Origin of the sequence: Aeromonas sp. WP2-W18-CRE-05 (assembly GCF_014168615.1) — a bacterium.
Classification (GTDB): domain Bacteria; phylum Pseudomonadota; class Gammaproteobacteria; order Enterobacterales; family Aeromonadaceae; genus Aeromonas; species Aeromonas caviae.
Genome location: NZ_AP021917.1, coordinates 4758953 through 4782500, shown reverse-complemented (window position 1 = coordinate 4782500; position 23548 = coordinate 4758953). Strand labels below are relative to the sequence as shown.

The 23548-nt window shown below is 58.9% G+C and carries 18 protein-coding genes, 1 tRNA gene, 2 rRNA genes and 1 pseudogene (1 of these 22 only partly in view); 11 read left to right on the top strand and 11 right to left on the bottom strand.

The annotated features are described in order from the left end of the window. The 4 genes from H7R73_RS22395 to tcdA form a co-directional block, all read left to right on the top strand. Positions 1-1371, top strand: a 23S ribosomal RNA gene (locus tag H7R73_RS22395); it begins 1518 nt to the left of the window's first position. A 123-nt stretch (positions 1372-1494) separates the two neighbouring features. Further along, positions 1495-1609: ribosomal RNA gene (gene rrf, locus H7R73_RS22390) — 5S ribosomal RNA — on the top strand. Between the two features lie 94 nt (positions 1610-1703). Continuing rightward, positions 1704-1780, top strand: a tRNA-Asp gene (locus H7R73_RS22385). A gap of 147 nt (positions 1781-1927) precedes the next feature. Beyond that, a complete protein-coding gene (gene tcdA / locus H7R73_RS22380) occupies positions 1928-2764 on the top strand; it encodes a tRNA cyclic N6-threonylcarbamoyladenosine(37) synthase TcdA (RefSeq protein ID WP_103260990.1) in 837 nt (278 codons plus the stop codon). Positions 2765-2785: 21 nt separating this feature from the next. Here the strand turns inward: tcdA and H7R73_RS22375 are convergent, their stop codons facing one another. Both H7R73_RS22375 and H7R73_RS22370 read right to left on the bottom strand, forming a co-directional pair. Then, positions 2786-3220 carry a SufE family protein gene (locus H7R73_RS22375; RefSeq protein WP_103260989.1) on the bottom strand — a complete coding sequence of 145 codons (435 nt, stop codon included), beginning with the start codon at positions 3218-3220 and terminating at the stop codon, positions 2786-2788. Positions 3221-3232: 12 nt separating this feature from the next. After that, entirely contained in the window at positions 3233-4453 is a 1221-nt protein-coding gene (locus tag H7R73_RS22370; protein WP_103260988.1) for a cysteine desulfurase, read from the bottom strand. 152 nt (positions 4454-4605) lie between these two features. Here H7R73_RS22370 and rep point away from each other — a divergent pair, with 152 nt between their 5' ends. Continuing rightward, on the top strand, positions 4606-6618 hold the full coding sequence (gene rep / locus H7R73_RS22365; protein WP_103261202.1) for a DNA helicase Rep: 2013 nt from the start codon (positions 4606-4608) through the stop codon (positions 6616-6618). Here rep and H7R73_RS22360 read toward each other — a convergent pair. From H7R73_RS22360 to H7R73_RS22340, 5 genes and pseudogenes are all read right to left on the bottom strand, one after another. Beyond that, a complete protein-coding gene (locus H7R73_RS22360) occupies positions 6605-8908 on the bottom strand; it encodes a putative bifunctional diguanylate cyclase/phosphodiesterase (protein ID WP_103260987.1) in 2304 nt (767 codons plus the stop codon). The genes rep and H7R73_RS22360 overlap by 14 nt on opposite strands. 84 nt (positions 8909-8992) lie before the next feature. Further along, a complete protein-coding gene (locus H7R73_RS22355; protein ID WP_039041132.1) occupies positions 8993-9445 on the bottom strand; it encodes a c-type cytochrome in 453 nt (150 codons plus the stop codon). A 219-nt stretch (positions 9446-9664) separates the two neighbouring features. Then, positions 9665-10690, bottom strand: a complete 1026-nt coding sequence (tdh, locus tag H7R73_RS22350; protein ID WP_010672427.1) for an L-threonine 3-dehydrogenase — start codon at positions 10688-10690, stop codon at positions 9665-9667. A gap of 89 nt (positions 10691-10779) precedes the next feature. Next, positions 10780-11969, bottom strand: a pseudogene (locus H7R73_RS22345) (glycine C-acetyltransferase). A 183-nt stretch (positions 11970-12152) separates the two neighbouring features. After that, the gene (locus tag H7R73_RS22340; RefSeq protein WP_010672429.1) at positions 12153-12797 is read right to left on the bottom strand and encodes a TetR/AcrR family transcriptional regulator; all 645 of its coding nucleotides are present in this window, start codon (positions 12795-12797) and stop codon (positions 12153-12155) included. Between the two features lie 154 nt (positions 12798-12951). Between H7R73_RS22340 and rfaD the strand changes: the two genes are divergently transcribed. From rfaD to H7R73_RS22315, 5 genes are read left to right on the top strand one after another with little or no spacing between them, the layout of a single operon-like run. Next, a complete protein-coding gene (gene rfaD / locus H7R73_RS22335) occupies positions 12952-13911 on the top strand; it encodes an ADP-glyceromanno-heptose 6-epimerase (RefSeq protein ID WP_039041134.1) in 960 nt (319 codons plus the stop codon). 49 nt (positions 13912-13960) lie between these two features. Then, a complete protein-coding gene (locus tag H7R73_RS22330) occupies positions 13961-15721 on the top strand; it encodes a polysaccharide deacetylase family protein (protein WP_182951418.1) in 1761 nt (586 codons plus the stop codon). A 19-nt stretch (positions 15722-15740) separates the two neighbouring features. Continuing rightward, complete coding sequence (locus H7R73_RS22325) at positions 15741-17030, top strand: O-antigen ligase family protein (protein WP_103260984.1); 1290 nt, start codon at positions 15741-15743, stop codon at positions 17028-17030. Continuing rightward, on the top strand, positions 17011-17760 hold the full coding sequence (locus tag H7R73_RS22320; protein WP_182951417.1) for a glycosyltransferase family 25 protein: 750 nt from the start codon (positions 17011-17013) through the stop codon (positions 17758-17760). The genes H7R73_RS22325 and H7R73_RS22320 overlap by 20 nt, the downstream gene beginning before the upstream one ends. Positions 17761-17781: 21 nt before the next feature. Beyond that, positions 17782-18867: a glycosyltransferase family 9 protein gene (locus H7R73_RS22315; RefSeq protein WP_103261201.1), complete on the top strand. Its 1086-nt coding sequence runs from the start codon at positions 17782-17784 to the stop codon at positions 18865-18867. Here the strand turns inward: H7R73_RS22315 and H7R73_RS22310 are convergent. The 4 genes from H7R73_RS22310 to H7R73_RS22295 all read right to left on the bottom strand — a co-directional run bounded on the left by H7R73_RS22310 (position 18833) and on the right by H7R73_RS22295 (position 22193). Beyond that, a complete protein-coding gene (locus tag H7R73_RS22310; protein WP_103261200.1) occupies positions 18833-19897 on the bottom strand; it encodes a glycosyltransferase family 9 protein in 1065 nt (354 codons plus the stop codon). The genes H7R73_RS22315 and H7R73_RS22310 overlap by 35 nt on opposite strands. Positions 19898-20112: 215 nt before the next feature. Then, the gene (locus H7R73_RS22305) at positions 20113-21369 is read right to left on the bottom strand and encodes a PTS ascorbate transporter subunit IIC (protein WP_011704190.1); all 1257 of its coding nucleotides are present in this window, start codon (positions 21367-21369) and stop codon (positions 20113-20115) included. Positions 21370-21429: 60 nt separating this feature from the next. Then, positions 21430-21717 (bottom strand): PTS sugar transporter subunit IIB, encoded by a 288-nt coding sequence (locus tag H7R73_RS22300; protein WP_016349013.1) that lies wholly within the window; start codon positions 21715-21717, stop codon positions 21430-21432. Between the two features lie 32 nt (positions 21718-21749). Next, the gene (locus tag H7R73_RS22295) at positions 21750-22193 is read right to left on the bottom strand and encodes a PTS sugar transporter subunit IIA (RefSeq protein ID WP_103260982.1); all 444 of its coding nucleotides are present in this window, start codon (positions 22191-22193) and stop codon (positions 21750-21752) included. Between the two features lie 252 nt (positions 22194-22445). On the opposite strand from H7R73_RS22295, the gene H7R73_RS22290 reads away from it, so the two are divergent. Further along, positions 22446-23468, top strand: a complete 1023-nt coding sequence (locus tag H7R73_RS22290; RefSeq protein WP_103260981.1) for a LacI family DNA-binding transcriptional regulator — start codon at positions 22446-22448, stop codon at positions 23466-23468. Positions 23469-23548: the final 80 nt, after the last annotated feature.

Here is a 23548-nt window from a genome sequence, read left to right as displayed (position 1 = left end):
CTACGGTGCGGAAGCCATTGATGCCCTGCTTCCAGGAAAAGCCTCTAAGCTTCAGATTACAAGTCATCGTACCCCAAACCGACACAGGTGGTCGGGTAGAGAATACCAAGGCGCTTGAGAGAACTCGGGTGAAGGAACTAGGCAAAATAGAACCGTAACTTCGGGAGAAGGTTCGCTCTTGATGGTGAAGTCCCTTGCGGATGGAGCTGTCGGGAGTCGCAGTGACCAGATGGCTGGGACTGTTTATCAAAAACACAGCACTCTGCAAACACGAAAGTGGACGTATAGGGTGTGACACCTGCCCGGTGCCGGAAGGTTAATTGATGGGGTTAGCGCAAGCGAAGCTCTTGATCGAAGCCCCGGTAAACGGCGGCCGTAACTATAACGGTCCTAAGGTAGCGAAATTCCTTGTCGGGTAAGTTCCGACCTGCACGAATGGTGTAACCATGGCCATGCTGTCTCCACCCGAGACTCAGTGAAATCGAATTCGCCGTGAAGATGCGGTGTACCCGCGGCTAGACGGAAAGACCCCGTGAACCTTTACTACAGCTTGGCACTGAACATTGAACCTACATGTGTAGGATAGGTGGGAGGCTTTGAAGGCGTGACGCCAGTTGCGCTGGAGCCGTCCTTGAAATACCACCCTTGTATGTTTGATGTTCTAACGCAGGGCCCTGAATCGGGCTCGCGGACAGTGCCTGGTGGGTAGTTTGACTGGGGCGGTCTCCTCCCAAAGAGTAACGGAGGAGCACGAAGGTTGGCTAATCCTGGTCGGACATCAGGAGGTTAGTGCAATGGCATAAGCCAGCTTAACTGCGAGACGGACAGGTCGAGCAGGTACGAAAGTAGGTCATAGTGATCCGGTGGTTCTGAATGGAAGGGCCATCGCTCAACGGATAAAAGGTACTCCGGGGATAACAGGCTGATACCGCCCAAGAGTTCATATCGACGGCGGTGTTTGGCACCTCGATGTCGGCTCATCACATCCTGGGGCTGAAGTCGGTCCCAAGGGTATGGCTGTTCGCCATTTAAAGTGGTACGCGAGCTGGGTTCAGAACGTCGTGAGACAGTTCGGTCCCTATCTGCCGTGGGCGTTGGATGATTGAAGGGAGTTGCTCCTAGTACGAGAGGACCGGAGTGAACGAACCTCTGGTGTTCGGGTTGTCACGCCAGTGGCACTGCCCGGTAGCTAAGTTCGGAATCGATAACCGCTGAAAGCATCTAAGCGGGAAGCGAGCCCTGAGATGAGTCATCCCTGACCCCTTGAGGGTCCTAAAGGGCCGTTGGAGACCACAACGTTGATAGGTGGGGTGTGTAAGCGTAGCGATACGTTGAGCTAACCCATACTAATTACCCGTGAGGCTTAACCATACAACACCCAAGAAGTGTTTCTGGCCTTGTAGCGAATGAGCGAACTACTTACGAATTCAGTGGTAATGACAACGCAAACTAGCGAAGTCGTTATACACATCAGCTTTCTGGATTAAGAATTTGCCTGGCGGCAATAGCGCAGTGGAACCACCTGACCCCATGCCGAACTCAGAAGTGAAACGCTGTAGCGCCGATGGTAGTGTGGCATTCGCCATGCGAGAGTAGGACACTGCCAGGCACCCAATTAAACGGTGATGTGAAAGACATGACCAGCTGCGAGGATGACACCTCAGAATAAGCGGCAAAAGATTTAGCGAAAGCTAACCGAATGCGGAGCGGTAGTTCAGTCGGTTAGAATACCGGCCTGTCACGCCGGGGGTCGCGGGTTCGAGTCCCGTCCGCTCCGCCACTACTTAAGAAGCCCAGTCGAAAGACTGGGCTTTTTTTCGTTCCCGAGACAGCACCCATTTCCCCTCACATCAACACCGCCATCATCCGATCATCGCCCCTGAGAGAGGTTGCCGCTATAATGGCCGCCCTCAAGCAAGGTGGTGGTATGAAAGCAGAGTATCTACAGCGATTCGGGGGCATTGCCCGTCTTTATGGCCAGCGTGCCCTTGGCTCCTTCAGTCAGGCGAAAGTCTGTGTGGTCGGGATCGGTGGTGTCGGCTCCTGGGCGGCCGAGGCGCTGGCTCGGGCCGGCATCAACCAGATCACTCTGATCGACATGGATGACATCTGCATCACCAACACCAATCGCCAGATCCATGCCATGCAGGGCACGGTCGGCCGTCTCAAGACGGAGGTGATGGCCGAGCGCATCCGTGCCATCAACCCGGATTGCGAGGTGATCGAGGTGGATGACTTCGTCACCGCCGACAACCTGAGCGAGCATATCAAGCGGGAGTTTGACTATGTGGTGGATGCCATCGACTCGGTCAAGGCCAAGGTGGCGCTGATTGCCTTCTGCAAGCGCAACAAGATCCCGGTGATCGTGGCGGGCGGTGCCGGCGGGCAGATGGACCCGACCCAGATCACCGTGGCCGACCTGGCCAAGACCATTCAGGATCCGCTGGCCGCCAAGGTGCGCTCCGACCTGCGCCGACTGCACAACTTCAGCAAGAATCCGGCGCGCAAATTCGGGGTGGAGTGTGTCTTCTCAACCGAGCAGCTGAGTTATCCGGATGGCAATGGCGGCACCTGCCAGGCCAAGGCGGCCAGCGACGGCAATATGAAGATGGATTGCGCCTCCGGCTTCGGTGCCGTGACGCCGGTGACGGCCACTTTTGGCTTGGTTGCCGCGTCCCGGGTATTGAAGAAGATTGCCGAGCGGGGAGCCCGCGCCGAGAAAGAGGCCGGAAATGAAGACGCAGGGTCGATTGGCGAAGCCTGATCGACCACTGTACAAGGTGGGTTAGGCAGCCTGCTCCCGGATTGCCAACACGATTGCCCTGAGCCCGTTGCCTCGCGACGGGCTCAGGTGTTTCTCGAGCCCCAGTTCGCTGAAATAGGTATCCATATCAAAAGCCTGGATAGCGTTGGCAGTCTGATGATTGAGCGCCGCCAGCACGATGACGATGAGTCCACGCACGATGCGGGCATCGGAGTCGCAGGCAAAGTGCCAACGGTCATCCTCGCTCTTCTCACCCTTCAACCAGGCCTGGCTTTCACACCCCTTGAGGCGAAATTCCTCCTGCTGCCATTCGCCGGGCAGTGCAGGCAGCTGTTTGCCGAGCTGGATGATGAGTCGGTACTGGTTCTCCCAGCCGTTTGCTGCCGCAAACTGCTGACGGATGCTATTTGCGTCGGGCTCAAGGCCTATGGGGGTATAGGTTGCGAGGCTGTTCATCGGGTGTCTGCCTTAGAAGAAATCACGGAGTTTGTGCAGGGCGGCCAGCAGGGCGTCGACATCGTCCCGATTGTTATAGCAGGCCAGCGAGGCGCGCATCGTGCCGCCGACACCGAGCGATTCCATCAGCGGCATGGCGCAGTGATGGCCGACCCGCAGGGCTATGCCCTGCATGTCGAGCAGGGTAGCGGCATCTTGCGGGTGGATGTCGTCCAGCAGGAAAGAGACAGCGCCGGCGCGCTGACCGGGTTCGCCGACCAGACGCAGCCCTGGCACCTGTTGCAGTCCGGCAACCAGATAGTCGGTCAGCGCCGCTTCATGGCTGGCCAATGAATCCTTGTCCTGCTCCATCACAAAGTCGATGGCGGCGGCCAGGCCGATGGCGCCAGCGATATGGGGGGTGCCTGCCTCGAACTTGAAGGGCAGGGTGTTGAAGGTGGTGCCGCTGAAGCTGACCCTGTCTATCATCTCGCCTCCCGCTTGCCAGGGCGGCATCCGCTCCAGTAGTTCGGTGCGGCCCCACAACACACCGATGCCGGTCGGACCATAGAGCTTGTGACCGGAGAAGGCGTAGAAGTCGCAACCTATGGCCTGCACATCTACCTCCAGGTGAGCCACTGCCTGGGCACCGTCGATCAGACTCAGGGCCCCGACCGCCTTGGCCGCTGCCACCATCTCTTTGACTGGATTGACGGTGCCAAGGGCATTGGAGACGTGAGCCACGCTCACCAGTCGGGTACGTGGCCCCAGCAGGGCCAGATAGGCAGCGATGTCGAGATCGCCCCGCTCATCGAGGGGGATGACCCGGATGACGGCACCGGTACGCTGGGCGACCAGCTGCCAGGGGACGACATTGGCGTGATGCTCCAGGGTGCTGAGCACGATTTCATCCCCCGCCCTCAGCTCGCTCATCCCCCAGCTCTGGGCCACTAGATTGATCGCCTCCGTGGTGCCACGGGTCCATATCACTTCGTGGCTGCGAGGGGCATTGATAAAGCGGGCAGCCGTCTTGCGGGCATCTTCGAAGGCGCGTGTGGCCCGGCCGCTCAGGGCATGGGCGGCGCGGTGTACGTTGGCATTGTCGGCACGATAGTAGTGATTGATCGCATCCAGCACGGCTTGCGGTTTCTGGGTGGTGGCGGCGTTGTCCAGATAGACCAGAGGGTGGCCGTTCACCTCCTGCGCCAAGGCTGGAAACTGGCCGCGCAGCCGGTCGTGCTGTTGCTGATTCATGCTCCCCTCATCTCGTCTGGAAAAGTCGGTCATGATCCGGAAAATGGCGGGCAAACACAAGATGAAGTGGCGGGATCCCGTGCCCGGTTTCGGCTGCCTGCGGGATCTCTGCTACAATGCCGCCCCTCATCATAAGCCAAGAGATCCGGCCCATGAAGCTCAACCCCAATCAGAACGAAGCGGTCAAGTATGTCTCCGGCCCTTGCCTGGTGCTGGCGGGTGCCGGATCGGGCAAAACCCGCGTCATCACCAACAAGATTGCCTATCTGGTGCAGCAGTGCGGCTACAACGCACGCAACATAGCGGCGGTCACCTTTACCAACAAGGCGGCGCGGGAGATGAAGGAGCGGGTCGGTCAGACCCTGGGTCGCAAGGAGGCGCGGGGGCTGATGGTCTCCACCTTCCATACCCTGGGGCTCGAGATCATTCGCCGCGAGCACAAGAGCCTGAACCTCAAGGTCAACTTCTCCCTGTTCGATGACACCGATCAGCTGGCGCTGCTGAAGGAGCTGACCGAGGCAGAGCTCGACAACGACAAGGACAAGCTCTCGGCCCTCATCAGCCAGATCTCCAACTGGAAGAACGATCTCATCCTGCCTGCCCGGGCCATGCGTATCGCCCGCGGGCCGGAAGAGGTGCTGATGGCCCAGCTCTACGAGCGTTACCACCGCCAGATGGTGGCTTACAACGCGCTGGATTTTGACGACCTCATCGTAATGCCGACCCTGCTGCTCAAGAGCAACCAGGAGGTGCGCGAGCGCTGGCAGAACAAGATCCGCTACCTGCTGGTCGATGAATACCAGGACACCAATACCAGCCAGTACGAACTGGTGAAGCAGATCGTCGGCGAGCGGGCCCGTTTTACCGTGGTGGGGGATGACGACCAGTCCATCTACTCCTGGCGTGGGGCCAAGCCGCAGAATCTGGTGCTGCTGAACGAAGATTTCCCCAATCTGCGGCTCATCAAGCTGGAGCAAAATTACCGCTCCAAGCGGCGCATCCTCAAGTGCGCCAACATCCTGATCGCCAACAACCCCCACGTCTACGACAAGGCGCTCTTCTCCGAGCTGGACGAGGGGGTGAAGCTCAAGGTGCTGTTTGCCAAGAACGAGGAGCACGAGGCGGAGCGTATCGCCGCCGAGCTGATGGGCCACAAGTTCATGAATCGCACCCGGTTCAAAGACTATGCCATCCTCTATCGGGGCAACCATCAGTCGCGCATCTTCGAGAAGGCGCTGATGACCAACCGCATTCCCTACCGTATCTCGGGCGGTACCTCGTTTTTCTCTCGCACCGAGATCAAGGACATCATGGCCTACCTCAAGCTGCTGGTGAACCCGGACGAGGACACTGCCTTCCTGCGGGTGGTCAACCTGCCGCGCCGCGAGATAGGCCCTACCACCCTCGAAAAACTGGGCCAGTACGCCAACCAGCGTGGCAAGAGCCTGTTTGCCGCCAGTTTCGAGCTGGGGCTGGAGCAACACCTCTCCGGGCGCGGTCTATCCGCCTTGCAGGCTTTCACCAACTGGCTGGTACGGCTCGGTGAGCAGGCGCTGCGCGGCAATCCGGTGGAGGCGGTGCGGGACATGATCAAGGAGATCCACTACGAGGAGTGGCTCTATGAGACCTCCCCCAGTCCGAAGGCGGCCGAGATGCGGATGCAGAACGTCTCCACCCTTTATCGCTGGATCAGCGAGATGCTGGAGGGGGATGAGCTGGAGGAGTCGATGACACTGGCTCAGGTGGTGACTCGCCTCACCCTGCGGGACATGATGGAGCGCAACGAAGGGGAGGATGAGGCGGATCAGGTGCAGCTGATGACATTGCACGCCTCCAAGGGGCTGGAGTTTCCCTATGTCTACATGGTGGGCATGGAGGAGGGGCTGCTGCCCCACCAGACCAGCATCGACGAGGACAACGTGGAGGAGGAGCGGCGCCTCGCCTACGTGGGGATCACCCGGGCCCAGACCGAGCTGACCTTTACCCTCTGCAAGGAGCGTCGCCAGTTTGGCGAGTCGGTACGGCCGGAGCCGAGCCGCTTCCTGCTGGAGCTGCCCCAGGATGACCTGGAGTGGGAAAACCAGAAGAAGGTGACGGCAGAGGAGCGCCAGCAGAAGGGGCAGGTTGGTGTCGCCAACCTGCGGGCCCTGTTCAAGAAGGATTGAGGCCGGAAGGCTTGGCCTCTCGGGCGGCCTGACCCAGCAGGGGGGGAATATCGGCTCCCGGCAGCGGGGGGGAGATGTGGCGCCCCTGCCCGAGGGCGCAGCCAAGCTCGATGAGCTTTTGCAACTGTTGCTGATTTTCGATCCCCTCGACCACCAGGGTGAAGTCGAGGTCCTGGCAGATGTCCCGCATGGCGCGGATAAGCGCCAGATCCTTGGGTGAGTTCAACATGCGATGGGTGAAGCTGTCGTCCACCTTGATGTAATCCACCGGGAAGTGAAACAGGGCGTTGAGAGAAGAGAAGCCGGTGCCGAAGTCATCCAGGCTGACCTGGATCCCTTTCGCCCTCAGTTCATGCAGGGCAGTGAGGGAGTCGGCACTCTGCCGGGAGAGCTCGCGCTCGTTGAACTCAAAGATGAAACATGCGGGGATGACACCCTCCTCCTCCATGATGGTGAGGAGTTGCATGATCTGCTCGTGGCTGGCCAGGTGCTTGCCGGAGAGGTTGATGGCTATCCTGAAACGACCGACCCCGGAGGCGGGTTGCCAAAGCTTCAGTTGCTGGCAGGTGCGCTTGAGGATCTGGCGGTCCAGATCCTGAATGAGGCCGCACTGTTCCGCCAGAGGAATGAAGTCGAATGCATCCTTGAGCTCCCCTTCCTCCGTTATCCAGCGCGCCATCACCTCCAGTCCGACGAGGCGGCTGTCACACAGCCTGATCACCGGCTGGAAGTAGGGCACAATCCGCCCTTCCCGCAAGGCTCTGAAGAGCCGCTCTTCCGGTGACCCCGCCTGTTCGGTACAGGCCTCCGAATACATGACGATGCGGCTGCGACCGTTGCGCTTGGCCTGGTACATGGCGAGGTCTGCCTGGTGCAGCAGTTCACTGACATCGGCCGTTTGCTCCGTCACGCTGGCGACCCCCAGACTGACGGTGATGGTCAGTTCGTTGCCCTGGATCCGGAACGGATGGCCGATACGGCCAATCAGGCGATTGAGCACGGGGCTGATGTCCTCTTCCCGCTGGCTGTTGTCCAGATAGATGACGAATTCGTCCCCTCCGAGCCTCGCCACCATGTCATTTTGCCGGATGCAGCCTTGCAGCCTGCTGCCCAGCTCCTGCAGCAACTGATCGCCGGCACTGTGGCCCAAGGCGTCATTGACCTGCTTGAAGTGATCCACATCGACGAAGATCAGGGTGAAGCCGGCTGTCTGGTAGCGGCGGTAGCGGGTCATGGCATGATGCAGGTGATTCATCAGCAGCGCCCGGTTTGGCAACTGGGTCAGCGGGTCGTGCAGGGCATTGAACTGGAGCCGCCGCTCCAGCTCCTGATGATGCTTGAGCCGTTTCTGCAACCTCAGGTTGGTTTGGCGCAGCTGTTGGAGGCGCTGGTTGATGGACTCCTCCGAGTTGAGCTCATCGAGTTGCTGTCGCACCCTTTTGAGCTCCAGCAACAGGGTCAGCTGATGGCGCAGGAAATCGAGGAACAGCCTGTCATCGGTTTCCAGAGGCCGGGTCATGTTGAGGATGAGGTGGGCAAAGTATTGCTGCTGCTGGCGCAGGGGCAGGCTGTACCAGTAAAGCCCCTCTTCATGGCGCTCTACGCTGTTGGTGCTGTGGCACATGGCCCGAATGATGTCATCGTCGTATGTCAGGTGTGGTGGATAGAGTCGCTCCAGTCGCTGGTTTTCCAGCCGGATCAGCAACATGTCGCTGACCGAGAGCATCTGGCGCAACACAGCTTCCAACTGGGCAAACAGGGCATGCTGAGGCAGGTTGTGAGCCAGGCGCATCACTCGGCCGATCTTCTCGATTTTCTCCTGCCACTGGGGATCCCGCTGCATGAGAGGGGAGGCCTGCCCCGCCAGCTGGGTACCGGTCTGGGTTTCGTGCAGGCGTTTGGCCAGGCACTCCAGCAGCAACCTCAGGGTGGGTGCCTGATCCGGGGTGCTGCGTGCCAGCAACCACTGCACGTCGATATGCTCCACAGGCTGCACGCACCAGCCCTGACCTTCATCGAGCCGGGTGAGCTGTTCGGTGAGGCGAGGTTCTTCCCGTCCCAATTGTTGCTTGAACACGTCGGGAAGCTGATAGGTGTAACGCCAGTTCAGCCCCCCGTCGGCCAGCCCCAGCATGGCGAAATGTTGCAGAGGGCAGAGTTTGTCCAGCAGACCGACCAGTCGGGCGTAATCCTCGGGGGAGGCAATGCCGGGGGCGGGAAAATCCATGATGGAGGAGACGACCGCCAGCAAGGAGTGCGAGTCTGGCGGTGTGGTGGGCTGAACTGACATGCAACACTCCCGAAAAAACTTACCTTCAAGCGTAGTCGGAAGTGATGGGATTGAAAGGGCTGCAAGAGGAGCCCTTTCAATTACTTAGAGCTTGTCGATCATGTAGTGAATGGCGTTCTCGATCTCTTCGTCACTGCAGGTGGCGCAGGTCCCCCGCGGTGGCATCATGCCAGCCTTGCCGGTGAAGCCTTCGATGGCGTGTTTGCGCAAGGTGTCGAATCCCTGGGCGATGCGTGGCTCCCAGGCGGCCTTGTCACCTCGCTTGGGGGCGCCAGCGGCACCGGTATCGTGGCAGGCGAAGCAGGCACCCTTGAACACGGTCTCGCCGTCACGTGGGCCGGAGGAGGCTGCCGCAGGCGCCGCCGCCGCGGTCGCAATGCCTTCCAGATCCTTGGCGGTATAAACCTGGCCAACCGGGGCAATACGCTCGGCGATGGCCTCTGTCGACATGTCATCGGCGGCAAGGACGGCGCCGGACAGAGTGGCAGCCGCCATCCCGGCAGCCAGCAAATAGCTCAGTTTTTTCAACACGCTCATGTACTCCCAGCAGGCTCTTATTATCCCCAGAAAACGACGGGATTATAACCGAATAGTTACAGCCATTTAAACGCTTGTGTGTGAAGTGTTAAGCAATCTGCAAACAAAGTGGTAGAGCGGGAAGGGGTGATCCCACATAAAAAAACCCGGCATGCGCCGGGTTTCGTGAGGCTGAACAAAATAGGGCGCGCTGATTGCCCAGGCGCCCCTCGCGTGTCCTCAATCCCAGTTCAGGATCACCTTGCCGGACTTGCCGGAGCCCATGGCTTCGAAGCCCTGCTGGAAGTCATCGATATGGAAATGGTGGGTGATGATGGGGCTGAGATCCAGGCCAGACTGGATGAGGCTTGCCATCTTGTACCAGGTTTCGAACATTTCGCGGCCGTAGATCCCCTTGATGAAGAGTCCCTTGAAGATCACCTTGCCCCAGTCGATGGCCATGGTGGAGGGAGGAATGCCGAGCATGGCGATTTTGCCGCCGTGGTTCATCTTGTCGATCATGTCCTGGAAGGCGCTGGGCACCCCGGACATCTCCAGCCCCACATCGAACCCTTCGGTCATGCCGAGATCTTCCATGACATCGGAGAGCTTCTCCTTGGCTACGTTGACGGCACGGGTGGCGCCCATCTTGCGGGCCAGTTCCAGCCGGTATTCGTTGACGTCGGTGATCACCACGTGACGGGCGCCAACGTGACGGCAGACGGCAGCGGCCATGATGCCGATGGGGCCTGCGCCGGTGATGAGCACGTCTTCACCCACCAGATCGAAGGAGAGGGCGGTGTGCACGGCGTTGCCGAACGGATCGAAGATGGCGGCCAGCTCATCGGGGATGTTGTCCGGCAGCTTGAAGGCGTTGAAGGCCGGGATCACCAGGTATTCGGCGAAGGAACCCGGGCGGTTCACACCCACACCAATGGTGTTGCGGCACAGGTGGGTGCGACCGGCACGGCAGTTGCGGCAGTGGCCGCAGGTGATGTGGCCTTCGCCGGAGACGCGATCGCCGATGGCGAAGCCGCGCACTTCCTGGCCGACGGCGACCACCTCTCCCACATACTCGTGCCCCACCACCATGGGGACGGGAATGGTCTTCTGGGCCCACTCGTCCCAGTTGTAGATGTGCATGTCGGTGCCGCAGATGGCGGTCTTGCGGATCTTGATGAGCAGATCGTTGTGGCCGAGCTCGGGAGCCGGGACATCAGTCATCCAGATGCCGACTTCGGATTTGAGTTTGGAGAGTGCTTTCATGACAGATTCCTCACGGCGCCATGCCGGGTACAGAGGGTAATAAAATGGGGCCCAACCTTGGCCCCCGTTTTAATCAGCCAGCCATGTGATCAAATCACACCGAGCTCGCGACCGATGCGAATGAAGGCATCGATCGCCTTGTCCAGTTGCTCCCGGGTATGGGCGGCGGACATCTGGGTCCGGATGCGCGCCTGACCCTTGGGTACCACGGGGAAGGAGAAGCCCACCACATAGATACCGGCGTCCAGCATGCGGCTCGCCATCTCGGCGGCCAGTTTGGCATCCCCCAGCATGACCGGAATGATGGCGTGATCGGCACCGGCCAGGGTAAAGCCGGCGGCGCTCATGCGCTCGCGGAAGTAGGCACTGTTCTCCTTGAGGCGGGCACGCAGGTCGTGACCCTCGGCCAGCATGTCGATCACCTTGATGGTGGCCGAGACGATGGAGGGTGCCAGGGAGTTGGAGAAGAGGTAGGGACGGGAGCGCTGACGCAACCAGTCGATTACCTCTTTCTTGCCGGATGTGTAGCACCGGACGCGCCACCCAGCGCCTTGCCCAGGGTACCGGTGATGATGTCGACCCGTTCCATCACCTCGCAGTATTCGTGGGTGCCGCGGCCGTTCTCACCGATGAAGCCGACGGCGTGGGAGTCATCCACCATCACCAGCGCATCGTACTTGTCGGCCAGATCGCAGATGGATTTGAGGTCGGCGATGACGCCATCCATGGAGAAGACGCCGTCGGTGGCGATCAGCTTGAAGCGGGCGCTGTCGGCATCGGCCTGCTTGAGCTGGGCTTCCAGTTCGGCCATGTCGTTGTTGGCGTAGCGATAGCGCCTGGCCTTGCACAACCGCACCCCATCGATGATGGAGGCATGGTTGAGGGCGTCGGAGATGATGGCGTCTTCGGCACCGAATAGGGTCTCGAACAGACCGCCGTTGGCGTCGAAGCAGGAGGAGTAGAGGATGCTGTCTTCGGTGCCGAGGAAGGCGGACAGCTTCTGCTCCAGCTCCTTGTGCTGGTCCTGGGTACCGCAGATGAAGCGCACGGAGGCCATGCCGAAGCCGTGGCTGTCGAGCCCCTGATGGGCGGCGGCAATCAGGTCGGGGTGGTTGGCCAGCCCCAGGTAGTTGTTGGCACAGAAGTTCAGTACCTGCTCGCCGCCCACCGCAATCTGGGCCTGCTGGGCCGAGGTGATGATGCACTCCTGCTTGTATAGCCCTTCCGCCTTGACCTGTTCGAGCTGTTCGGTCAGGTGACGATAGAATCCGTTAGACATCCTCGGTCCTCATTGCTGTATCGACTGTGTTATCAGGATCCCGGGCCGTGCAACCCGCATGGTTCGGCGTTGTCACGGTCGCGACGAAACGCCGACAGACCCTAGAATGGGCAACATTTTACTGTAATCCCTGCGTATAAATTCAAATTTTTATGCTGATAATAAACAATTGTGAAACAGATCTCACCCGGCTGGTTGGGCCAGTTGGTGATAATGTTGCTCCAGTTGATGTATCTGGGGGGCCACCTGTGGCTGCACGTAGGGGCGCAGCAAAAACAGCACCCGCAAGACCCCCTGGTAGAGCAGGGGTTTGGTGATGCGGGTGGCCGGGGCCTGGGCGATCTGGAACGGGATCCAGCAGGTGACGACCATCTTGATGGTCTGGCCGAGATCCGGCAGGTCTTCATCGCTGACGGCGATGATGCCGCCTTCGCGCAGGCTTCTGAGCAGCGTCTCCACGGTGGCACGGAGCTGCTCCTGTGCCTTGAGGTATTTCTGCTGCAGCAGCTCGTCGCGACTCAGGATGTCCGGCAGGTTCGCGTAGAAGAAGCGGAACTGCCACATCAAATAGAAGATGGCATCCAGGTAGCCCATCAGATCCTCCAGCCGGATCTCGCTGCTGCGGATCGGAGTGAAGCTGTCGCTCAGGTGGCGGGCGTACTGATCGAAGATGGAGTGGATGATGTCTTCTTTGTTTCTGAAGTGGTAGTAAAGGTTGCCCGGGCTTATGCCAAGGTGTGCGGCAATGTGGTTGGTGGTAATGTTGCGCTCGCCCTGATCGTTGAACAGCTCGGTGGCGCTGTGGATGATCCTGTCTCTGGTCTTCATCGCTGGTCCCTCTGCCGAGCCCGAAGGGGAAAAGTCATCGAGGTCGAATCCCCTTGCGGCCCGTGATAAACTTTTCGGCAATTTCAAATTGGCCCACTATACACAGCTTTAACAGGCAGTCACACGGGGCCACAACGTACGCGAGGCAAACTCCATGATCGTAGTAACTGGCGGTGCTGGCTTTATCGGCAGCAATCTGGTCAAGCAGCTGAACGCTCAAGGACGGACCGATATCGTGGTCATTGATGACCTGACCGACGGCACCAAGTTCGTCAACCTGGTCGACCTCACCATCGCCGACTACATGGACAAGGACGAGTTCCAGGCGCGGATCGTCTCCGGTGACGAATTCGAGGAGTGGGATGACGGCATCGAGGTGATCTTCCACGAAGGCGCCTGCTCCGCGACCACCGAGTGGAACGGCAAGTTCATCATGGAGGTCAACTACGAGTACTCCAAGGATCTGTTCCACTACTGCATCGAACGGGAAATCCCCTTCATCTACGCCTCTTCCGCCGCGACCTATGGTGGGCGCAACGACAACTTCATCGAAGATCCCAGGTTCGAGCAGCCCCTCAACGTCTACGGCTACTCCAAGCAGTTGTTCGATCAGTACGTGCGTCGCTGGATGCCGGAGATCAACTCCCAGGTGGTGGGTCTCAAGTACTTCAACGTCTATGGTCCCCGCGAGCAGCACAAGGGCTCCATGGCGTCCGTGGCCTTCCACCTCAATACCCAGGTGAAGCAGGGTGACAATCCCAAGCTGTTCGAGGGCTGTGACGGCTTCCCGGATGGCGGCCAGATGCGCGACTTCATCTACGTGGACGACGTCTGCAAGGTGAACCTCTGGTTCTGGCAGAATCCGCAGCACTCCGGCATCTTCAACTGCGGCACCGGCCGGGCCGAGCCGTTCCAGAACGTGGCGGAAGCCGTGATCAGGCATCACCAGAAAGGCGCCATCGAATACATTCCCTTCCCGGATCACCTCAAGGGTCGCTACCAGAGCTTCACCCAGGCGGATCTCACCAAGTTGCGCGGCGTCGGCTATGACGGCGAGTTCAAGACTGTGGCCGAAGGCGTGGCCGATTACATGGCCTGGTTGAACCGGGCTTGATCCCTCTCTGGCGGGTGGCTCTGGCCACCCGTCGATCGGATGCGCTTGCATGAACATATTGATGGCTCTCTCCCAGCTCGAAGTGACGGGCGCGGAGGTCTATGCCACCACGGTCGGCAACGAGCTGACCCGCCGTGGCCACCAGGTTTTCTACGTCTCTGACACCCTGACCAAACCGACTCTGGGGCCGGTCTTTCGGTTGCGTTTCAACAAGCGCAGCATCCTGCGCCGCTTCTGGCACGTCTTCTATCTCATCTATCTGATCCGCAAGCACAGGATCCAGCTTGTGCACGCCCATTCGCGCGCCTCGGGCTGGAGCAGCTACGTCGCCTGCAAGCTGACCGGCACCCCCATGATCACCACGGTGCACGGGCGCCAGCCGGTACACGCCTCTCGCAAGGCATTCCATGCGCTGGGTTATCGGGCGGTGGCGGTGTGCGAGGATATCGCCAGCCAGATCATCGACAACCTGGGGGTGGACCCGGCCATGGTGCAGGTGCTGCGCAACGGCATCGAGACCGACAAGTTCCAGCCCGTGCCGATACCGGACAACGACAAACCGGTGATCGCCATCATTGGTCGGCTGAGCGGTCCCAAGGGGGAGCTCTGCTACCGGTTGCTGGACGAGGTGCTGGATCTGGAAGCCTGCAGGGTGCGCATCGTCAGCGGCACCCAGGTGCCGGCGCGTTTTGCCCGTTTTCAGGACAAGGTCGACTTCGTCGGTTATGTGGACGATGTGCCCGCCCTGATGGCGGGCTGCGATCTGGTGATCGGTGCCGGTCGGGTGGCGATGGAGGCGCTGCTGTGCGGTCGTCCGGCGTTTGCCATCGGCGAAGCCAGGGCCATCGGTCTGGTGACGGAGCAGAATCTGGACGAGGCGCTTGCCAGCAACTTCGGCGACATCGGCCCCAGGGATCTGGCCATCGACTTTGCTGGTCTGAAGGCGCAGATCCCTTCGGCGCTGGCCTCCAAGGTGGTGCCAGACCCAGTGCGTCAACGGATCCTGCAAGAGTATGATTTGCAAGGCGTCGTGACCGGGCTGGAATCCGTCTATCAGGATGCCGTGGTCGAGACCCTGCGCCGGGAGATGCCGGTCATCATGTATCACCGCTTCATCGAGCACGAGAGCGAAAAGGGAGTGCATGGCACCTGGCTCCCGGTCGCCATGTTCGAGAAGCACCTCAAGCTGATGAAGTGGCTGGGCTACGAGACGCTGACATTTGCCGACCTGGCGGAGAACGGGTTCATCCACCGGCTGCAATACGGCAAGAAGTACCTGATGATCACCGTGGACGACGGCTATCGGGACAACCTCACCCGCATGCTGCCGCTGCTGGAAAAGTATGGCTACAAGGCGGTGGTCTATGTGGTGACCGGTGAGGATCACAATCGCTGGGATGTGGAGCACCCGACCCACCCCGATACCCCGGTGACCCTGATGACCCCGGAGGAGATCAAGGCGCTGGTGGCCTCCGGTCATGTGGAGATCGGGGGCCATACCCTGACTCACCCCCGCCTGAGTACGCTCCCCCCAGAGGAGCAGGCCCACCAGATCCAGGCCAACAAGGCCTGGCTGGAGCAGCTGCTCGGCCATCCCCTGATCTCGTTTGCCTATCCTTACGGGGATCTGAACGACAGTGCAAAATCCCAGGCCGTTGCCGCCGGTTATCGCTATGCTGTGGCCACCAACAGCGGCCCCAGAGCCATGCACCGGGATCCGTTCCAGATCCGCCGGATCGCCATCTTCCCCCGCACCGACATGTTCGGCCTGTGGCGCAAGATCCGTGGCAACTATGTCTTCAGAAAATAAGACCGTTACAGAGAAGAGCATGTCCTCAAGTACAGATTCGTCGGCCCGCCAGGGTTTGTTTAAGTTGTCTTGTGACCAAGTCTTGCCTTGGGTGGTGCAACTGTCAGCCTTCTTGTTTGGGGCATTGTCGTTGTCTGTTTCAAGTGGGTACTCTTATGGGCCCGCCGTATTATTGTTAGCCAGCCTTTACTTTATGTGTACGAAGAGGCGTGAGTCCTGGGCAATGCCTCGGGAACTCAAGCTAATTGGACTCGGTTTGTTGCTCTATTTTCTGGTTATGTCTCTTTCTGTGTGGCTGGATGGAGGTAAGTTCAGTGAGATTGATAGGGCAAGCAAGGCGCTGATGGCGGCTGCCATATTGCCTTTAGTGGCCTGCATGCCGGTACGCCTCAATATATTGCTGTCGGGTTGCGGTATTGGTGCCATTCTTGCGTTTGCCATCGCTATCCATGACAAGTTCTTTTTGGCTTATGAGCGAGCATTTGGCGATGTGATGCCAATTCAGAGCGGCAATATTGCCATGTCACTGGGATTGTTTTGCCTCTGTGGTTTGTTGTGGGCGCAGAAGAAGGGGAAGCTGGCTTTCGCACTTTTCATGCTGGTGGGAACCTGTGCCGGCATGGGCGCCAGCTTTCTCTCGGGTTCCCGTGGTGGCTGGGTGATGCTCCCCGTCATCTTGATCACTATCGCAATGTTGTTTAAGGAGTGCCTTTATCGTAAGGGAACCCTGATTATGGTGATAAGTGTTCTTCTTTGTGGTGTTTTCTTCGTTGTTCAGCCAGAGAGTGGCGTGGAAAAAAGAATTGAGCTGGCGCAGCGCGATATCAGCCAGTATATGGACAAGACAAATCTCAACACTTCTCTCGGTATCAGGCTGCAGCTATGGAAAAGTGCTTGGCAAAGTTTCACAGAGAAGCCACTGTTTGGCTGGGGTAACCATGGGATAAGAGAATCACAGAAGGCACAATTGGAACAGGGGAAGATAACTCAGTTTATTTTCAACTTCAATTCTCATGCCCATAATCAATTTCTCGATGAAATGGCTAAACGTGGCATTTTGGGGCTGGGTTCCTTGTTGTTCATGTTGATTGCTCCTGTGCTTATAGTGAGGAGGAAATTGCGCCAGCCTCATAATATCGATGTGCATTGTGGGGCCACCTTGCTTATTGTTACCACGTTCTCATCTATTGACTATTGCCTCAGTCAGGCGTTCTTTGGCCACAATTCCGGTATCAGTTTCTTTGTCGCGTCGTTGGTTATGACAGCATCCATCGTCTTTGGGAGTCAAAATGAAGATTCGCGTCATTAGTTTGGCGACATCGATTGTCCGACGAGAAAAAATATCTCGTGAACTATCTTCGTTTGGACTGGACTTTACATTTTTCGATGCTGTGAACGGACTCACAACGGAGATAAAAGAGTATGATAATGCTCAACGAATGTGGGAAAAAGGACATGAACTGACAAAGGGAGAGCAGGGGTGTTTTTCAAGCCATAGATCACTTTGGAATGAGTGCTTACGTTTGGGGGAACCGTTGCTCATTATGGAGGACGATATTGAGTTCTCTGCTGATATTAAATCTGTCTTGAGTGAACTGAAGGGTCTATCCAGAGAGTTTGAGTATATTCGGTTAGGGCGTGGGACTTGTAGCTCTTTGCCGGGGATCGGTCCGTGGATAGATATGTTAAAGATAGATGAGAGTCATTCAGTTGTGAAATATATGACGGGCCCCAGTTGTGCTCATGCTTATATTATCTCTCCAGTTGCCGCCTCAAAATTTTTATCCGCATCGGAAACATGGTTTTGGCCGGTCGATGACTTCATGGATAAAGAGTATTTACACAAGGTCAATAATTATGGTGTCGAGCCACCATTGGCATGGCAAAGCGGAGAGGACTCAGATATCGGGGCTAGAGTGAAGCCAGCCTCAAGAAATATAATCGGTCGAATTCGAAAAGAGTATTACAGGGCCAAGGAGCGATTTTTTAATGACATATATAACTATGTCTTTTATATAAAAATAAAAAACAAAATGTAGATTTATGGAAATGGGTTGCTCATGCAGATATTAGGCTTTTTACAACATGCAAGAGATCGCATTCGTCGATACCTAGGCATCAAACTATTTGACCGCATCAACATAAACTCTAAACCTGATAACGGACCTGTAGTGATAATCCGCTGGGATGCCAAATTGGGCGATAGTATTATCTCCTCTTGGGTTCCCAGAGAGATTCGATGTGCTCAACCGGAACGTGAAGTCTGGATTGTGACCACTCCTGACGTCGCGCCACTCTTTCGCGAACACTTCAAGGCTGACAAGGTCATAGAGGTGCCCAAGCGCCCCAGTTATGGTGAATTGAAACGGCTGGCCCATCGCTTGGGAACTGTGGGTTATCTGGTTCATCTCGGTAAGCAGCTCAAGATGAAGGACATCTACTTCCTGACCCGAGTCGATGCCTCTCATATTGTGGGAATGGACGATAGTCTGGCTTGCGTTGATATCAAACTAGGGAAGGCTTCAGCAGGCTTGCACTTCGCCGACAAGTTTTCTCTTCTGTTATCCAGGATGGGCATTACCAATCCCGATACCCGCTATATAGTGCCAATGGACACAGCATGGGAGACAAAGCTTGCAGAGTGGTGGCCAGTGAATCAGAGGGTTATCGCTTTCAATCCTTATGGTAGCGGGCGCTCGCGTCGATTGCAGCCTGAGCAGATAGTCCCCATGCTGGAGAGCATGTTGGCGGCTTGCCCCCATCACTTGTGTCTGCTCTTTCCTGCTGGAATGGAGCAGGAGGTCTCAGCTCTGAAAGCCCGCGTGTCGGCACCTGAGCGAATCCTGATCTCGCCAGAGGTCCCTTCTCTGGGAGGCCTGTTTACTCAGATGCGTCATTGCCAAGGGCTGGTTTCGGTGGACACAGCCACCATCCACATAGCGACGGGGCTTCAATTGCCAGTCTTGGGGCTTTATAACCCCGATATTGGTGGTGGTAGTGAAAATTTCACCGAATGGCATCCAAACCAGGCTGATGCGGTCGTGATTTTTTCCAAAAACGTGCTGCAGCAGGAGATCAATTCTCTCGATCTCGATGAGTTCGCAGAAGCGTTCAGGGGGTGGGTGTCTGCCATCCGGGCAGGGTGAGTAGACGAGTCTTCACCAGCTCCGGCGTAATTGCGCGGAACAGGGCCTCATCGAAGAAGTCCTTCTCCTGGGTTGGCAGCTGGAAATCCTCTCCCTTGGCATCGAAGATATCGATGGCTTGATAGCGGGGGTGGTTCACCGGGTTGGCGATGATCTTGTCGCCACCAGGCGCCACTATGGTCAGCAGCGGCAGATCGATGGCCTGCGCCATATGCCGCGGTCCGGTGTCATTGCCGACGAAGAGCTGGCAATGGGCGAAGAGCCCCACCAGCTCCCGTACCGAACGGGTCTGAACATGGTCAAACACGCTGGCCTGCAACGCCTCTGGCAGCAGCGGCTTCAGCCCCCGGTTGTACTCCTCTTCCCCCGGTCCGCAATAGACCAGGATCTGGGCATTGTGCTCCTCGATGAGCCACTGGGCGACCTTGGCGAAGCAGTCGATGGGCCAGCGCTTGTAATGCCCGAGGGAGTTCACTCCCATGGCGATGAGTGGCCGGGTCGGGTCGACGCCAGCGGCCAGCAGGGTCTCGCGCCCCTGCCGCTTCTCCGCCTCACTCAGCCAGAGATAGTAGTTGCGATCCTCCCTGGCGAGGCCGAGGGGCTTGAGCAGTGAAAACCGGTCGTCCACCAGGGTGCTGTTGCCCTGATGCTCGGTGTCATGGCGAAAGCGCACGATGCGGTTGTGGCCCAGGCGCCATGGGAAGGAGTCGAAGCCGATCCGCAGGCGGGCGCCGGAGAAGAGGCAGGTCAGCAGGCCTATCATCTGGCCCTGGCTGTTGATCACCACATCGTAGCGCTCGCGGCGAATGCCCAGCAGCAAATCCTTCATGTAGCGCCACTCGTTGCGGCGCGCCTTCTCGATGACGATCAACCGATCGATGTTGGGGTTTCCCTCTGCCATGCCCGCGCAGTAATCCATGACCAGATAGTGAACTTCCCCGGCAGGGTCGTGCTGCTTGAGGTTGTTGCACAGTGCGGTGGAGATCAGCACATCTCCTATCTGTTTGGTTTGTACTACCAGGTATTTCATGGAAAGGGCCTCGAGCGAGGTCGGGTTGAACGTCAGCGCATCAGCATATCGCACTCCCCAGTCAGATGCTGCCGCTATGGGGTGAAAATCCGATCCAACGCACTGTGTTTGCACATATTTTCGACGTTGTTCGGGCTGGTGGGGCCCGGCTGGCAGTGCGGGAAGATGAGCGGGGGCATGGCACCGTCGGCCATGCCCCCGATGGGCAAGAGTGATCAGCGTACGATGAGGCCGAGCAGGATCCCCACCACGCCGAAGTCGGCATCGCTGAAGGTGGTGTTGGCAAAGCCCAGATCCCCCAGCACCGGCAGCAGGAATACCGGCAGGAAGGTGATCAGCAGGCCGTTGGCGAAGGCACCGAGGAGAGCGCCGCGACGACCGCCGGTGGCGTTGCCGAACACCCCGGCCGCCGCACCGACGAAGAAGTGAGGTACGACGCCTGGAATGATGACGGTGAGCCCCAGCAGGTAGAGCAGCACCATGCCCACCAGACCGGCGGCGAAGCTCGACAGGAAGCCGATCAGCACCGCATTGGGGGCGTAGGGGAAGACGATGGGGCAGTCCAGCGCCGGCTTGGCGTTGGGCACCAGCTTGTCGGAGATCCCCTTGAAGGCCGGCACGATTTCGGCGATGACCATCCGCACCCCCTGCAGGATGACGTAGACACCGGCGGCGAAGGTGATGGACTGCATCAGGGAGAACATGAACCAGTGTTTGCCCTTGGCGACGCTGGCGACGAACTCGGGGCCGGCGAAGGCGGAGGTGATGAGGAAGATGATGCCCATGGTGAAGGAGATGGCCACCGGGGTATCGCGCAGGAACAGCAGGCTCTTGGGCACCTGCACCTCTTCGCTGCTGTGGGCCTTGTTGCCGAACTTGGCGCCGATCCAGCCAGCCAGCACGTAGGAGCAGGTGGAGAAGTGGCCGAGTGCCACGTCATCGGAGCCGGTGATCTGCTTCATGTAGGGGTGGGCAAGGGCCGGGAACAGCACCATGGTCACGCCAACCACCAGGCTGCCCACCGCGATGAGCGGGATGCCGCTCATGCCGCCGGCGGAGAGGATGGCCGCCACCATCATCGACATGAACAGGGTGTGGTGACCGGTCAGGAAGATGAATTTCCACGGGGTGAGCCGGGCGATCAGGATGTTCACCAGCATGGCGAAGAACATGATCATCGCCATCTCCTTGCCGAACGACTGCTGGGCGATGGAGACGATGGCCTCGTTGTTGGGCACCACCCCCTTGATGCCGAAGGCGTGCTGGAAGATGGTGGCGAAGTCGCCCAGCGAGTTCACCACCAGGGTGGCGCCGGCCCCCAGGATGACGAAGCCCATGATGGTCTTGACCGTGCCCTTGATGCACTCGGTCACCGGTTTCTTCTGGGCGATCAGGCCGATGAGGGCGATGAGGCCGACCAGCACGGCCGGCTCCGACAGCACGTCAAACATCAGAAAATTGAAAAATTCCATGGTCAGCTCCAAGCAGATGGAAGCGGCGGCTCACCAGCCGCCCAGACAGTCGCAAAGGGGTTAGAGTGCGCCCAGCTCGCGCAGGGCGATGGCGAGTTTTTCTTTCATGGCGGCCTTGTCGACCATGTTGTCCAGGGATACCAGCCGGCCGTCGACGCCCATGCTGACCAGCTGTTCGGCGATGTCGCGGGTGGCGACAAAGATCTCGGCGCTCTCGCTGCCGGCGGAGGCGAGATCCCGGTGATCCACCTCGGCCGTCACGGCCAGCTCCTTGAGAATGCTCTTGATGCTCATCTCCATCATCAGGCTGGTGCCCAGGCCGTGTCCGCATACAACCAGAATTTTCATGTTCTCTTCCTCTGTCGGGCGCAGGGCGCCACTCAATAACGCGCCAGGATGCGCAAGATGTCGTCTTTGCTGGTGGCCGCCATGATGGCCGCCACGTCTTCTTCATTCATGAACAGCTCGGCCAGCTGGGCGATGGTCTCCACGTGGGAGTTGCTGTCGCTGGCGGCCAGGGTGACCAGCAACCGCACCGGGTCGTTGCCCTCGGAGCCGAAGTTGACCCCCTCTTTCAGTACGGTCAGCGCCAGTCCCAACCGGTTGACGCCGTCTTCCGGGCGGGCGTGGGGCATGGCCAGGCCCGGGCCCAGCACGTAGTAGGGGCCGAGCTCCTCGTGGGAGCGACAGAGCGCCGCCACATAGGAGGGCTCTATGGTGCCGTTGGCAAGCAGGGGGGCGGTGGCCAGCTCGATGGCGTGGCGCCAGTCGCGGGCGCCCGCTTCGATGGAAATGACCTCCTCGGTCAGCAATTGGGTCAGCATGGCAGTGTCCGGGCTGGATAGGATGGCGCCAATCTAGCGATCTTGCCCCTTGATAACTGTGAGCTTGATCTCGAAAGTTAGCGCTACCAGATGGCGCTAACATTGATCTGTGATAGCGCTATCATTTCTCTCACAGGAGGGATTCATCCTGCCCCTTATCGGCCTCAAAGAAGGTAAAATCCGGTTTGAGCAAATAGTCAGTGCCCCGCTTTTGTCTTAAAGTGAATGCCCGTATGCCGAGGAAGGGAAAGGATGTCAGAAGCGAAAAAACGCCGCAGCACGGGTCGGGTGACCCTCAACGACGTGGCCCAGTTGGCTGGGGTGGGAGCCATGACGGTGTCGCGCGCCCTGCGCACCCCCGAGCTGGTGTCCGACAAGATGCGCGAGCGCATCGAGGCGGCGGTGGATGAACTCGGCTATATCCCGAACCGGGCGGCGGGGGCGCTGGCATCCGCTACCTCCCAGACCATAGTGGTCATCGTCCCCAGCCTGGCGGAGCGCGCCTGCGGTGACATGATTGCCGGGCTGCAGCAGACCCTGCTCGCCGAGGGCTATCAGATCATGCTGGGGGATGCCCAGCACCTGAAGCAGCAGGAGGCCAGCCTGCTCAGCAATTTCCTGCAGCACAATCCGGCCGCCGTGGTGTTGTTTGGGGGGGATCCCGGGGAGGTCATCCGGCAGCGCCTGCAGGCGGCCCGCTTGCCGGTGGTGGAGGTGGGAGCCATGGCGCGCCATCCCATCGACATGAACGTCGGGGTCTCCAACTTCGATGCCGGTTATCAGCTGACCCGCCACCTCATCGAGCGCGGTCATCGCAACATCGGCTTTCTCTGTGCCCGCCAGGAGCAGTGGATGCTGCAGCAGCGCATGCAGGGCTGGCAGAAGGCGCTGCTGGACAACTACCTCTCCCCGGACGCCATCATCAATACCTCTGAGCTGCCGAGTTTTAGCACGGGGACGGCCATGCTGGGGGAGTTTCTGCTGCGCTGGCCCGAACTGGATGCGCTGATCTGCGTCAACGACGAGCTGGCGGCCGGGGTGCTGTTCGAATGCCAGCGCCGCCATCTGAGCGTGCCGGGCAAGCTCGCCATCGCCGGTTTCGACGATCTGGATGTGGCACGCGCCTGTCATCCTGCGCTGACTTCGGTCAGGATCCCCTATCACCAGATGGGCAGGGAGGCGGCGGAGCTGATCCTGCGCCAGCTGGCGGGCGAGGAGGTGGCCGGCATGAGCCTCGCCCTGGATTTTCAATTGCAAAAGCGCCAGAGCACCTGACGAGCGATGCCACGACAGGGCGAGGCAAGCATGTTCAAGGCGTTGTGACCGAAGGCCAGGTCGGTGCACCGTCGCCCTGC

What these genes read in the sequence shown, in the direction of transcription:
- tcdA (WP_103260990.1), top strand. Translation starts at nt 1,928, where the DNA reads ATGAAAGCAGAGTATCTACAGCGATTCGGGGGCATTGCCCGTCTTTAT.
- H7R73_RS22375 (WP_103260989.1), bottom strand. Translation starts at nt 3,220, where the DNA reads ATGAACAGCCTCGCAACCTATACCCCCATAGGCCTTGAGCCCGACGCA.
- H7R73_RS22370 (WP_103260988.1), bottom strand. Translation starts at nt 4,453, where the DNA reads ATGAATCAGCAACAGCACGACCGGCTGCGCGGCCAGTTTCCAGCCTTG.
- rep (WP_103261202.1), top strand. Translation starts at nt 4,606, where the DNA reads ATGAAGCTCAACCCCAATCAGAACGAAGCGGTCAAGTATGTCTCCGGC.
- H7R73_RS22360 (WP_103260987.1), bottom strand. Translation starts at nt 8,908, where the DNA reads ATGTCAGTTCAGCCCACCACACCGCCAGACTCGCACTCCTTGCTGGCG.
- H7R73_RS22355 (WP_039041132.1), bottom strand. Translation starts at nt 9,445, where the DNA reads ATGAGCGTGTTGAAAAAACTGAGCTATTTGCTGGCTGCCGGGATGGCG.
- tdh (WP_010672427.1), bottom strand. Translation starts at nt 10,690, where the DNA reads ATGAAAGCACTCTCCAAACTCAAATCCGAAGTCGGCATCTGGATGACT.
- H7R73_RS22340 (WP_010672429.1), bottom strand. Translation starts at nt 12,797, where the DNA reads ATGAAGACCAGAGACAGGATCATCCACAGCGCCACCGAGCTGTTCAAC.
- rfaD (WP_039041134.1), top strand. Translation starts at nt 12,952, where the DNA reads ATGATCGTAGTAACTGGCGGTGCTGGCTTTATCGGCAGCAATCTGGTC.
- H7R73_RS22330 (WP_182951418.1), top strand. Translation starts at nt 13,961, where the DNA reads ATGAACATATTGATGGCTCTCTCCCAGCTCGAAGTGACGGGCGCGGAG.
- H7R73_RS22325 (WP_103260984.1), top strand. Translation starts at nt 15,741, where the DNA reads ATGTCCTCAAGTACAGATTCGTCGGCCCGCCAGGGTTTGTTTAAGTTG.
- H7R73_RS22320 (WP_182951417.1), top strand. Translation starts at nt 17,011, where the DNA reads ATGAAGATTCGCGTCATTAGTTTGGCGACATCGATTGTCCGACGAGAA.
- H7R73_RS22315 (WP_103261201.1), top strand. Translation starts at nt 17,782, where the DNA reads ATGCAGATATTAGGCTTTTTACAACATGCAAGAGATCGCATTCGTCGA.
- H7R73_RS22310 (WP_103261200.1), bottom strand. Translation starts at nt 19,897, where the DNA reads ATGAAATACCTGGTAGTACAAACCAAACAGATAGGAGATGTGCTGATC.
- H7R73_RS22305 (WP_011704190.1), bottom strand. Translation starts at nt 21,369, where the DNA reads ATGGAATTTTTCAATTTTCTGATGTTTGACGTGCTGTCGGAGCCGGCC.
- H7R73_RS22300 (WP_016349013.1), bottom strand. Translation starts at nt 21,717, where the DNA reads ATGAAAATTCTGGTTGTATGCGGACACGGCCTGGGCACCAGCCTGATG.
- H7R73_RS22295 (WP_103260982.1), bottom strand. Translation starts at nt 22,193, where the DNA reads ATGCTGACCCAATTGCTGACCGAGGAGGTCATTTCCATCGAAGCGGGC.
- H7R73_RS22290 (WP_103260981.1), top strand. Translation starts at nt 22,446, where the DNA reads ATGTCAGAAGCGAAAAAACGCCGCAGCACGGGTCGGGTGACCCTCAAC.